At 49.6% G+C, this 11946-nt stretch carries 15 protein-coding genes; 10 read left to right on the forward strand and 5 right to left on the reverse strand.

Annotated elements, in window-relative coordinates; translation table 11 throughout:
* Nucleotides 1-53: 53 nt before the first annotated feature.
* Together B5G37_RS09200 and B5G37_RS09205 are read right to left on the reverse strand one after the other, a co-directional pair.
* Entirely contained in the window at nucleotides 54-590 is a 537-nt protein-coding gene (locus B5G37_RS09200; RefSeq protein ID WP_087256689.1) for a flavodoxin family protein, read from the reverse strand.
* Nucleotides 587-1168: a sugar O-acetyltransferase gene (locus B5G37_RS09205; protein WP_087256690.1), complete on the reverse strand. Its 582-nt coding sequence runs from the start codon at nucleotides 1166-1168 to the stop codon at nucleotides 587-589. The genes B5G37_RS09200 and B5G37_RS09205 overlap by 4 nt, the downstream gene beginning before the upstream one ends.
* A gap of 140 nt (nucleotides 1169-1308) precedes the next feature.
* On the opposite strand from B5G37_RS09205, the gene B5G37_RS09210 reads away from it, so the two are divergent.
* On the forward strand, nucleotides 1309-2187 hold the full coding sequence (locus B5G37_RS09210) for a LysR family transcriptional regulator (protein WP_087256692.1): 879 nt from the start codon (nucleotides 1309-1311) through the stop codon (nucleotides 2185-2187).
* Nucleotides 2188-2230: 43 nt separating this feature from the next.
* Here B5G37_RS09210 and B5G37_RS09215 read toward each other — a convergent pair whose 3' ends face one another.
* On the reverse strand, nucleotides 2231-2674 hold the full coding sequence (locus B5G37_RS09215) for an Hsp20/alpha crystallin family protein (protein WP_087256694.1): 444 nt from the start codon (nucleotides 2672-2674) through the stop codon (nucleotides 2231-2233).
* 509 nt (nucleotides 2675-3183) lie between these two features.
* Here B5G37_RS09215 and B5G37_RS09220 point away from each other — a divergent pair.
* Both B5G37_RS09220 and B5G37_RS09225 read left to right on the forward strand, forming a co-directional pair.
* Entirely contained in the window at nucleotides 3184-3510 is a 327-nt protein-coding gene (locus B5G37_RS09220; protein ID WP_158099382.1) for a MerR family transcriptional regulator, read from the forward strand.
* A 61-nt stretch (nucleotides 3511-3571) separates the two neighbouring features.
* Nucleotides 3572-4945 carry a catabolite control protein A gene (locus B5G37_RS09225; protein WP_087256698.1) on the forward strand — a complete coding sequence of 458 codons (1374 nt, stop codon included), beginning with the start codon at nucleotides 3572-3574 and terminating at the stop codon, nucleotides 4943-4945.
* A 63-nt stretch (nucleotides 4946-5008) separates the two neighbouring features.
* Here the strand turns inward: B5G37_RS09225 and B5G37_RS09230 are convergent, their stop codons facing one another.
* A complete protein-coding gene (locus B5G37_RS09230; protein ID WP_087256701.1) occupies nucleotides 5009-5455 on the reverse strand; it encodes an N-acetyltransferase in 447 nt (148 codons plus the stop codon).
* 19 nt (nucleotides 5456-5474) lie between these two features.
* Nucleotides 5475-5975, reverse strand: a complete 501-nt coding sequence (locus B5G37_RS09235) for a DUF3795 domain-containing protein (protein ID WP_343229706.1) — start codon at nucleotides 5973-5975, stop codon at nucleotides 5475-5477.
* A 224-nt stretch (nucleotides 5976-6199) separates the two neighbouring features.
* On the opposite strand from B5G37_RS09235, the gene B5G37_RS09240 reads away from it, so the two are divergent.
* The 7 genes from B5G37_RS09240 (at nucleotide 6200) to B5G37_RS09270 (ending at nucleotide 11752) form a co-directional block, all read left to right on the forward strand.
* Nucleotides 6200-6730, forward strand: a complete 531-nt coding sequence (locus tag B5G37_RS09240; RefSeq protein ID WP_087256703.1) for a dihydrofolate reductase family protein — start codon at nucleotides 6200-6202, stop codon at nucleotides 6728-6730.
* Nucleotides 6731-6738: 8 nt separating this feature from the next.
* Nucleotides 6739-7182 carry a GNAT family N-acetyltransferase gene (locus B5G37_RS09245; RefSeq protein WP_087256705.1) on the forward strand — a complete coding sequence of 148 codons (444 nt, stop codon included), beginning with the start codon at nucleotides 6739-6741 and terminating at the stop codon, nucleotides 7180-7182.
* A 49-nt stretch (nucleotides 7183-7231) separates the two neighbouring features.
* Complete coding sequence (locus tag B5G37_RS09250) at nucleotides 7232-8290, forward strand: alpha/beta fold hydrolase (protein ID WP_087256707.1); 1059 nt, start codon at nucleotides 7232-7234, stop codon at nucleotides 8288-8290.
* A 471-nt stretch (nucleotides 8291-8761) separates the two neighbouring features.
* Complete coding sequence (locus B5G37_RS09255; protein ID WP_087256709.1) at nucleotides 8762-10072, forward strand: dicarboxylate/amino acid:cation symporter; 1311 nt, start codon at nucleotides 8762-8764, stop codon at nucleotides 10070-10072.
* A 179-nt stretch (nucleotides 10073-10251) separates the two neighbouring features.
* Entirely contained in the window at nucleotides 10252-10563 is a 312-nt protein-coding gene (locus B5G37_RS09260) for an autorepressor SdpR family transcription factor (RefSeq protein WP_087256712.1), read from the forward strand.
* A gap of 2 nt (nucleotides 10564-10565) precedes the next feature.
* A complete protein-coding gene (locus B5G37_RS09265) occupies nucleotides 10566-11264 on the forward strand; it encodes an SdpI family protein (RefSeq protein ID WP_087256714.1) in 699 nt (232 codons plus the stop codon).
* A 68-nt stretch (nucleotides 11265-11332) separates the two neighbouring features.
* Nucleotides 11333-11752 (forward strand): hypothetical protein, encoded by a 420-nt coding sequence (locus B5G37_RS09270; protein WP_087256718.1) that lies wholly within the window; start codon nucleotides 11333-11335, stop codon nucleotides 11750-11752.
* Nucleotides 11753-11946: the final 194 nt, after the last annotated feature.

The following is an 11946-nucleotide window of genomic DNA, read 5'->3' on the forward strand; positions in this document are numbered from 1 at the left end:
ACAGGGAGGCACGCAATTTTGCGAGCCTCCCTGTGTTTGTAAAGTGTATGGATTTAAAGCTGTTTGCCCAGCTGATAGGCTTCAGCCTGTTTATCTGCGGAGATGGTAGCAGGGGCATCGGCGCCGCCACCGCGCACCACGCCAGCCAGTCTGGCTTTCTCAAAGCAGGCGATCCAGCCATTGAGACCGTGGATAGGACCATCTGAGGCGCTGTCCTCCTCCTCAGCCGAGGCGGTGAGCAGATAGATGTCCCGGAAGTTGTAGTCGGAGGTGTAGAGGGAATTGGCTCGATCCAGCAGGGTTTTCATCTGACCAGCCATCTCGTAATAGTAGACCGGAGTGGCAAAGCAGATCACGTCTGCCTCTGCCATGCGTTCCACAATGGCGTTGGCGTCATCTTGAATGACACACCGGTGGGTTTTCAGGCAGGCCAAACAGCCCTGGCAAAAGCGAATGTCCTTGCCTTGGAGAGAAATGAGTTCCACTTGGTGCCCAGCCTCCTGGGCGCCCTGCGCAAACTTCTGGGCCAGCAGATGGGAATTGCTGTGGGGGCGCAGGCTGGTGGAAAGAACTAAAACGCGTTTTTTCATGTGTCTTCCTCCTCGCTGATGGTTCGAATGACTTTAGCGGGCACGCCAGCCACCAGGGTGTTGGCTGCTACGTCCTTGTTGACCACGGCTCCGGCGGCTACAATGGCTCCGTCTCCGATGGTGACGCCTGGGAGAATGGTGGAGTTGGAGCCGATCCAGACATTCTTCCCGATGTGGATGGGGGCAGGGATCATGTCGCTGCGGTGTTGGGGAGACATGGCGTGATTCAAAGTTGCCAGCACTACATTGTGGCCGATCAGAGAGCCATCTCCGATGGTAATGCCGCCCTGGTCTTGAAACTTACATCCCATATTGATGAAAACATGCTTGCCAATGGTGATATTTTTGCCACAGTCGGTATAGAAAGGTGGAAACAGCCCGAAGCTATCATCCACGGGCTTTCCAATAAGCTGGGAGAACAGGGTGCGCAGCTCTTGAGGCTCGTGGTAGCCGGTGTTGATTTGAGCGGTAATGCGCAGAGCCTCTTGGCTGACCAAGTGCATGAATTGGTGGGCATCGCTGCCTCCAACTACGGTCTTTCCGCCATTGAGGTGGTCCAAAAATGCTTCTAAATTCATGGGAAACTCCTGACACAACATAAGATAGCTTTATTTTACTCCCATGAACGACAAATAGCAAATGCCTATGCAGTATGTTTTGCTATGCTTGAAAGCTATAGCTGTTTTGTGGTATCATGCGGGTAACAGGAGGTGAGGACATGGAGCTTCGAGTGCTGGAATATTTTTTGGCAGTGGCCCGAGAACAGAACATTTCTGCGGCGGCTCAGTCTTTACACCTCACCCAACCCACCTTGTCCAGACAGCTCAAGGAACTGGAGGAGGAGCTGGGCAAGCAACTGATGATCCGAGGAAACCGGCAGATCACTCTGACGGAAGACGGCGTGCGGCTGCGCAAGCGGGCGGAGGAGATTTTGGAGCTGGTCAAGCGTACGGAGCGGGAAGTCATGCAGTCGGAGGAAAGCGTCACCGGGGATGTGTACATTGGCACTGGGGAGACGGACGGCATGCGTCCCATCATTCGTGCAGCCCACCAGCTGCAAGAGAGCTGCCCGGGTATCTGCTTCCACATCGTCAGCGGCGATGCTGGGGACGTGTGCGAGGGGTTGGACCAGGGACTTTTGGATTTTGGGGTGCTTCTGGGAGACATAGACAAAATGAAGTACCACTACTTGGAACTGCCCATGAAGGATACTTGGGGTGTTTTGATGCCTGACACCAGTCCCTTGGCCGCACAGGACACGGTTTCCCCCCAGGACTTGTGGGGAAAACCGCTGATTTTGTCCAGACAGGTGGACAACAAAAGCGGGCTGTACCGCTGGCTGGGGAAGGAGCCGGAGGAGTTGAACACGGTGGCTACCTACAACCTTATTTACAATGCGTCTCTGATGGTGGACGAGGGGATGGGGTATGCCTTTACCTTGGATAAACTGGTCAATACCAAAGGCAGCAATTTGTGCTTTCGTCCCTTGCGACCCAGATTGGAAATGGGCATGTACCTGGTGTGGAAAAAATCCCGGGTGTTTTCCAAGGCATCAGAGTTGTTTTTGGAGCGTTTGCGGGATTATTTGGCGAGATAGTAGAAATCAGGCCCCCCGGCTTAGCCGGGGGGCCTGATTTGCGTTATTCAATGGCGATGGTGGAACTCTTGGGAAGTTCCTTCTTGGGCTGCTTGGGTAGAGACAGCTTCAAGATGCCGTCCTCATACTTGGCGGACACATCTTTGGGTTCCACATCGCCCACATAGAAGCTACGGCTACAAACGCCGGCGTAACGCTCCTGACGGATGTATTTACCCTTCTTGTCCTCCTCGTCCTTATCCAATCCCTTGGCAGCGGAGATGGTCAAGTAACCATTCTTCAGATCCACCTGGATCTCATCCTTCTTGAACCCAGGCAGGTCCACATCCACCTCATAGGTGTCGTCGGTTTCTCGCACGTCGGTCTTCATCAGGTTCTTAGCGTGCTTGCCATATAGGGGGTCGCGTCCGTTCCACATGGGGAACATCCGGAACTCATCACCAAAGAAATCATCGAACAAATTCTCACCAAAAATGCTGGGCAACATAAGTCATTCCTCCAATCATGTCATTTCCTTATGCCCTGCGAGAGGAACCTTTGTGGCCCCTCTTTTTGGAACAATTATGTTGTACCACCATGGATTAGCACTGTCAAGCAGAGAGTGCTAATGTTTACAAAATCAAGGATGTTTGTTCATAAAATATGTGATTTCTTTGAATGTGGTTACCCGTGCTGCTTGTTCTCGTTCATTCCATCCGTTGTTTACTGCGTATGGGGGGGATTGGATTAGTGTATATGAAAAGCCAGAGGATGGATAGGGGAGGCGCAGGAGTGCGTCGCCGTAACAAAGAATAGCTTTTATTGGACAGCAGAGCTGTCATAAGGAGTATAGAGGAAACTAGAGTATTTGGATGGCGCTGGACTTTATCGTTGAGTGCCGTTCTTTTTTATACGTATCTCCCCACGCGAAATTTGCAAGTCCTCTTATGGAAAGCGATTTTGCGTCAAGCCCTTGACTGCACGCAGCGTGCAGTTTTACGGTGAGGAGGTATGGAAATGGAACAAACATTGCGCCAAATGTGCGCCGAACTGAAGATTTCCCGGCGTACGGTGCAAGGCTATGAAAAAGCGGGGCTGGTGGCCCCAGCCGGGAAAAACAAATACGGGTATCTGCTCTATGGGGAGACGGAGCGGGAGCGGATCCGGCTCATCCGGTTCTATCAGAGAATGGAGTTCCGGTTGAGGGAAATCAAAGAGCTAATGGATGCCGACGATTCCATCAAGAAGGAGGCGTTTCAGGCAAAAATCTTGGCATTGGAAGAAAAACAGATGGATTTGCAGGAGCTGATACGGCAGGCAAGGGAATACATAGCAGCCCTGTAATCCGTGGATCGGTGTTCGCATCATCGCATTCCATGCATATCAATCAAAAGGAGGAAAACACATGAAAACAAAACTGATGTCTGCACTGCTGGTGCTGGCCATGCTGAGTACGCTGACCGCCTGTGGCGGCTCGAACGGGAATCAGCCGTCCAGCGAAAGCAGCGCCCCGGCCAGTGAAGCCCCAGAGAACACCAATGAGACACTGGGCCTGTTTAACAAGACTGCCACCTTAGATGAGACGGTGATGGTGGACGAGGGTGGCGTAAAAATTACCGCCACCGGCTTGACCTACACCAATTACTCCGTGGAAGTGGGCCTTACCATCGAGAACAACAGCGGAAAGGATTTATCTTTCGTCAGCGGCTCCATTGGGTACAGCTGTAACTCTGTCAATGGCTACATGGTGGAGGAGGGGTATTTGAACTGCGATGTGGCTAATGGAAAGAAGGCCAACGACACTATCCAATTCAGCTATGATACCCTGATGCTGTACGGCATCGACGAGATCGCAGATCTGGAGATTGGGTTTGACATGTCGGACGATGACTACAACCACACTTATTCAGGCCCCCGGCAGCTGAAAACCTCCATCTATGATAGCCACGACTACGAGACGAACCATTACCAGGCAACCATCGCCAGCCAGGCAGCCCAGAACACCTATGGGTATGAAATGCTCCAGTTCTCCCAGGATGCCCTCTATGAGCAAAACGGTGTGAAGATGTTGTCCAGCGGTATGATGCGCCGGGATGGGGAGGATATGCTGCTGTTGGAGTTGGAGAATACCACAGACAGTATGGTTTATGTAGTTCTGTCTGACCTGGGACTCAACGGGTTGAAGCTGAGCAGTTCCAATGAGGCCGGGATAGGCATCTACCCCGGCAAGTGCGGCATCATGAATGTGAGACTTTCCTCTGTCTTGGACCAGGCTTATTGGAGTGAATATGGAATGACAGGTGTCGGCGCGGTCTCCCTGTCTCTGGGACAGTATAATGAGGATGAAGTGGAGATTGGGGAGAAAGTCCCCGTGGAGATCACCCTTCCCGATGGGAATGCAACTTTTGATGCCTCTGGCAAGGAAGTCTACAACAGCAACGGTCTGCGTATCGTGGCCAAGAGCGTCCAGGAGCAAAAGGACAGTGGAGACTTGTTTGTGCTGATGCTGGCAGAGAACAACAGTGGAAAGACTCTGACCCTGGATGATGCGTACGATTCTCTCTCCGTGAACGGCTTTATGACCGACTACTATTGCGATAGCCAGGAGTTGAAAAACGGGGAATCTGCCGCGCTGGTGATCCGGCTCCAGGAGTCTTCTCTGGATGAAAATCAAATCACTTCCGCTTCCGATGTACAGGAAATCGAGGTGGGGTTCGAGATCCAAGAAGGATATACCACCATTGACGAGCCTACTATCACGCTCCAATTTGGGGAATAATAGAAGGTAAAACAACCAGGGGCCGTTGCAAAACTTCAGGTTTGCAACGGCCCCTGGCATGTTTTATCGCTTTAAGATAAACTCCTGAGCAGGGTGGCCGAATCCTTTGGTCAGTCTACCCTCGGAAAAACCCAGACGCTTGTAGAAGGCCCGGGCAGCTTGTCCATTGGGATCATTCTCTTGGTAGGTGATGAGGGAAATGTCTTTTCCTTCCTCCATTTGTGTCAGCATAGAGGCCACCAGCTTCTGGGCAATGTGTTGTCTCCGGTAGTTTGGGTCTACCGCCAGGAAGCACAGCTCACTTGCTTCTCTGGAGAACAGTAAAATCCCTGCCATTTGTCCATCCCCCATGGCACAGATGGCGGAAGAGGTTTCCATGAAGCGCAAGACTGTGGCCCTGTGTTCCTCCATGGCTTGGGCGGTCTCCAAGCCGGGGAATACATCTCTGACCTGTTCCACCAGTGCCATCCAGGCATCAATGTCCTGGGCTGTTGCAAGTTTGATTTTCATAACTGGGGTCCTTTCTTGTCTACTTTGGATTCTTAATTAGCTTCAGGCTTATTCCTCGGAGATCAGCCGACTCTTTCAGTAAGTTTACAGCAGCGTGCGCCCGTTCCTTGATGGGGTACCCTGCCTGTTCAGGACGATGTTCCAAAGAAGCCATCACAGAGCGCAAATCCTCCAGGGGGAGGAGATAAACTGCGGTATGGAAAAAGGTTTTACGACGCCCATCATTGTAATGGGCCAGAAGCTTGTCCAGAATTGCCCGCTTTTCATCCAGTTGGTCCAGGTATGCTTCTAGCCCGAAAGATTGGGCCTGCGAAATATCCTTCTGTCGGTTTCGATGAGGAACAAAAGAATCTCCATCATCAAAACCTTTGTAGTGGGGACAGGGGTACTCGGGACATTCCCAGCAAAATGGAATACCGCTGTGCTCCAGGGAACATTTTGCTATGGAACAACTCTGATTGCCATGCTCCGCCTCCACAGCCGGGGCAATAGCCGCCGAGATGCATACTGCAAAGGCCACAGTTGAGCCCACACAGAGAGAAACGGGGTTCGGTACGAGTAAATCCTTTCATAACGCCCTCCTGATCGGATGCCAAATGACGGTTTTCATCTGCCCGAGTTTGAACCGTCTTCCTTATTTTTTCTGTATTATACCATAGAAATAGGACAACAGTTTGTCCTGTTTCTTTCCACCTTGTGTTTTTTGTGACTGTTGGGTATAATAGGTAAAAAGGAGGGGGATCCATGGGGAAAACCGTTTTATACCTCGCCATGAGCGTGGATGGATATATCGCAGACGAGCAGGGAGGTGTGAACTGGTTGGACGGGGACGGCAGCCAGCCGGATGCCCTTGGAAGTTATTCTGCATTTTATGCCGCGGTGGACACCATTGTGATGGGCTGGACTACCTATCATCAAATCGTTACGGAGCTTGCCCCGGGGAATTGGCCTTATCAGGGCCATCCCTGCTATGTGGTAACGCATCGGCAGGAAGCAGACCGGGAGGGAATCCACTTCTGGAATGGAGAACTCACAGCTCTGGTGGATAAGCTGAAGGAGAAACGGGAGGGGGTCATCTGGATTTGTGGCGGTGCATCCGTGGCCGGACAGCTTCTGAAAGAGGAACGTGTTGACCGACTGTGGCTGTCGATGATTCCCACCGTGCTGGGGAAAGGTGTGCGGCTGTTTCCAGAGATGGAACAAGAATTCCCTTTGAAGCTGGTGGGCACGGAACAGTATAACGGGATTGTAGATCTCATTTATGAAAAACGGTGAAGGTAGACATGGAAATTCGAAAGGTGGAAACGGATAAAAAGCAGTACCTCACATTACTCTTATTGGCGGATGAACAAGAGAATATGGTTGACCGCTATCTGGAGAGAGGGACCATGTATGTGCTGGAGGACAACGGGATAAAAGCGGAATGTGTGGTTACCGACGAGGGTGGCGGAGTTCTGGAACTGAAAAACATTGCCGTGGAGCCAGAGTTTCAGGGCAGGGGATACGGCAAAGCTCTGGTGGAGTTCCTCATTGAAACCTATGGAGGGCAGTATGGTGCGCTTCAAGTGGGCACTGGGGAAAGTCCCTTGAGCATTCGGTTTTATGAGGCTTGTGGATTCCAAAGGCACCACCTGGTCAAGAACTTCTTCACCGACCACTACGACCATCCCATCTATGAGTGTGGGGTTCAGCTGGTGGATATGGTGTATTTACAAAGAGAGTTGTAGAAACGGATAAATGGCAGGAGATTAGCAAACTGAAAAAGGAAGATATGAAATGAAAATGAAAGGGAAAAAGAAAGTTATTGGAGTGATATGTGTCGTAGTTGTGCTGCTGTTGACGGTGATTCCGTTTTCCATTTCAGCGGTTTTATACGAAATGACATTTGGACGCTACGAAACGGAAGAGCCGTATCTCAGAGATATCTCAGAGTTTGACGGATTGGAAGTGGAGCGGGTTTCTTTCCAATCCAAAGAGGAAAATGAGTTGGCGGGTTACTTATACACACACCAAGGTGTCCAGTCATATGAAGGGATTATAGTTTTGGCACATGGTCTGGGTGGGGGTGGACAAAACTCATATATGGATGTGGCCCATTATTTTACATCCAACGGTTTTTTGGTCTTTTCCTATGATGCAACCGGAAATGACAACAGCGAGGGAAAGTCAGTAAGGGGAATTCCCCAGGGCGTAGAAGATCTGGAGCAGGCCATTGCATATGTCAAAACAGATGCCAAGTTGAAGGAGTATCCCATTTGCCTGTTTGGTCATAGCTGGGGTGGATATTCGGTGGCAAATGTACTAAGTCTCTGCCCGGAAATCAAAGCGGTGGTTTCTTGCTCCGGGTTTAATCGTTCGACAGATTTGATTGAAGCACAGGGCCGACAAATGGTGGGCGACGTGATAAACATACTTCTCCCATATGTCAGGCTGTATGAAAAAATCAAATTTGGAGAATACGCCGATACCACAGCCACGGAAGGCTTTGAAAAATCTGATGCAGCGGTTTACATTGTTCACAGCCAAGATGACACCACTGTGTTATCGGAATATGGCTATGATCTGTACCACCAGAAATATGCCAATGATCCTCGTTTCCAGTTCTGTCTGTTTGAGGATAGTGGACACAATTTTGTGTATTACTCAAATGAGGCACGGGAGTATGTGGCACAGTTCAATGAGGGTTTTTCGGAGTATTTTGAGACCCATGAGCTGACAGCAGAGACAAGAGTGGAATACATCCATGAACATATGGATAAACAGCAGGCGTTTGCATTGAATGAAGAGCTGTTTGCGGACTTTTTGGAGTTTTATAGAAATAGTATAGGGTCCTAGATCGCCCACCTTATGGGGGCGGATGAATGGTTAGGGTATACAGAAAGCGCATTCCCACAGAGAACATCATAGAGAAGTTAGCTAAAATCTATTATGCCTATTGACATAGTGGGATAATTCGTGTATCATCCAACCATCACTTTTTGAATCGAAAGAAAGGGGGAAACACCATGAAGAACCAGTATTTTGCATCTGTGAAATGTTGTCAAATGCGCCACGCCCGGGGACTTAATACGGTTGTGACGTTATTTGGTGTTGCCCTCCGTTCTTTGGCAGTTGCAGCATAAACGGACACCTCACAGCTTGATTTACCCGGGAGTATCGGTATACTCCCGGGTTTTTCTATACCTAAGGACAAATGCGAATGGAACAGGATGTGATGAAACATGGTGGGACAAAATATAGGAATGAAACGATGTCGGCACACAAGCCCAACCACAGACAAACTCAGATAGAAAGGAAACTAGAATCATGAATTTTGAACCTTTGGAGTGGGGCGCACTGTTGCTGACCCTGGCGTTTTTTGCACTGCTGTACTATTTGGACCGGAAGCGTCAATGGGATTTTGGGGTCCGAACCCTTCTGGCCACCGCCTTTGGTGTGGTGGTCGGCCTGGTGTTCCCCGGTCACTATACCTATGTGGCGGCGTTTGGTACCATCTATACCCGTGTGATTTCTGCACTGGTCATTCCGCTGCTGATGTTCAGCATCGTATCCAGCATCACAAACCTCGGCTCGTCCATTCGTCTGAAAAACATTGGCCTGAAAACAGTGCTGTTTCTGCTGCTCAACACCCTACTTGCCAGCGTCCTGACACTCGTTGTGTCTACGGCCACAGGGATCGGATCGGGATTTAGCTATGAGTTGGCAGCGGATTACGAGGCTGCCCAAGTGCCGTCCATTCTGGACACCTTGATTGGCCTGTTTCCCAAGAATCTGGCGGAACACTGGGCAAATGGGGAAGTGGTCCCTTTGGTCCTGTTTTTTGTGCTGGTTGCCATTGCGTTCAACAAATTGAGCAAGGAACATGCCCAGCAGATTGCACCTTTCAAGGCATTCATCGACGCTGGAAACCACGTGATGGGTATGGTGGTGAGCATCGTCATTTCCTTTACGCCCTATGCGGTGCTCTCGTTGATTGCCCGTGCTGTCAGCCGCAGCACCGTCGCCGATTTGCTGCCCCTCCTGGGGGTGTTGGTTCTCACCTATGTTCTGTGCGCCATTCAGCTGCTTGCGGTGGAAAGCATCTTGCTGCGTGTCATCGGCAAGCTCAGTCCCTTGGCCTTTTTCCGGAAGCTCTGGCCTGCGGGTGTGGTTGCCTTCACCTCCCAGAGCAGCATTGGCACCATCCCGGTCACGGTTGCCCAGCTGAAAAAGCTGGGTGTCAACGAAGACATTGCCTCCTTTGGGGCAAGCCTGGGAGCCAATTTGGGTATGCCCGGATGCGCTGGCATCTGGCCGGTACTGTCTGCCGTCTTCGCCATTCACGTTCTCGGCCTATCCTACTCGCCCATGCAGTATGTTTTCCTGGTTGTCCTGGCTATGGTGGTGGCCATCGGCAGTGTAGGTGTTCCTGGAACGGCCACCATCACAGCAACTGCAGTATTTGTGGCCGCTGGACTGCCTGTGGAAATCATTTTCCTGCTGGCCCCCATTTCCAGCATTGTTGACATGGCCCGCACGGCCACCAATGTCATCGGTGCTGCGACGGCTACCACGTTGGTGGCAGCGACGGAAGAAAAGCAGCTGGATCGAGCCCTTTATTCTGAACCACAGAAATGAGTCAAATTGCGGAGTACCCGAGCATTGGGTACTCCGCTTGGTTTGATTTAGCTGCTGAAACAATCCCCGGTGTATCCAATGATAGACACCTATCCTGTATTGACAACACGGATGTGCGGGAGTACACTATATTTAGTATTTAGCCAAAATGCTAAATATATATCTGGGAGGTGGTGCAGGTGGGACTGCAAGAGACCATGAAAGCATTGTCAGACCCCACGCGTCGGGAGATTTTGCAGCTTCTAAGAAACGGAAAAATGTCGGCGGGAGACATTGCGGAACACTTTTCAATTTCCAACGCATCCATATCCAGACATCTGTCTGTGTTAAAACATGCAGAGCTGGTGAGAGATTGTCGGTGCGGACAATTTATCTATTATGAAATTGACACCACGGTGCTGCAAGATATGTTAGGGTGGGTCAGTCAATTCACATCGGGGATCCAACGGATGCCTGAGGATACGCCACAGGTGTCCAAACAAGAGGTGTGAGTATGAAACACAAGGAAACAACAGGCTCCATCCTTCCTGATCTCGTCCTTGCTGCGGTTCCTTTTCTCGTTTACGCCTCCATCTACCGGTATTTACCCCCGGAAATACCGGTGCATTATTCCTTTGATGGAATTGCGGATCGATTTGCGTCCAGGCTCTCTGTGGAAGCCCTGCTCCTTTGTTCTTTGGGCTACTGTGGACTTTTACTTGGGGTTCTCTTGAAAAAGATGGTTTTGGCCATGGGAAAGGCTCAAGAAAACAATAACACACAGACAACGGAAAAACTCATGGCATACAATCAAACCTTTCTGACCATATTCTTTTCCGCACTGTCCCTGTATTTCACTTCTGTCATGCTACATAATTCGATTCCAGATACCCTTTTTATCCTTAGAACAGCTTATCTTGTGTTGTCCGTCTTATTCATCATGATTGGAAACTATCTCCCAAAATTAAAAAGAAATCGAGTTTCTGGTGTGAAAATGGAATATTCACAGTCCAGTGAGGATGCGTGGATGAAGTCGCAACGGTTTGGCGGTAGATTGTTGGTGCTAGGGGGAATCATAAGTCTTATTGTGTGTCTGATTCCAGGTATCTCCGAAAAGAGTGCTGTCATGTTGAGTACGATTATTTTTGCTTTCGTGATTCTGGGGATGCTTGTATTTTCAGCCGTTGAAATGAGGCGGTGTACCAGAGAGTGAGGCAAGAGGTTGATGTATCAAAGGTATCAATGTTAGACTAGCCATATATTTTTGGAGAAGAAGGTGAAATGATGAAGAAAAGATCTGTATTGGCCATTGGCGTGTTAGCTCTTCTAGTGATCGTTACTTATATTTGGTATCATGGTGAAACTGTGTTTCTTTCATCAGTAAGCTCAGAAGAGATATCTGTTATCACGGTCCGTAGTGGTTTTACAGGCCATAGATTCACGATCTCCACACAAGAGGATATTGATTATATTGTGGAAAACATTCAAAGCAGTTCATTCCACAAGGATGGGATATCTTTGCTTAGAATGGGGAGTGGGTTTACGATGTCGTTCTCAGATAAACACGGGAATGTTGTCAGTGAATTCATACTAAATGGCCCCCAATACATTAGAAAAGATCCATTCTTCTATCAGACTGAAAATGGTGATATGCAAAATGTCATGGACTATTTGAGTGCTATTGATGACGAAGCAAAATAGATGACAGTTATTCACTCTTTTAATGCCAACATACCTTCTTTGTTTTTAGAACGGCCGATCTATTTGAGGCCATTGAAAAGGATGTGTCGCAAAACGTAAGTTTTGTGGCACATCCTTTTTTACTCTCAACAGCAAAAACGAATCCAGTATGTGGAACTTCCGCAGCGTTTTGGGTATGCAAAAGCCAGCCCACA

It is taken from the genome of Pseudoflavonifractor sp. An85, from assembly GCF_002161235.1.
Classification (GTDB): domain Bacteria; phylum Bacillota; class Clostridia; order Oscillospirales; family Oscillospiraceae; genus Enterenecus.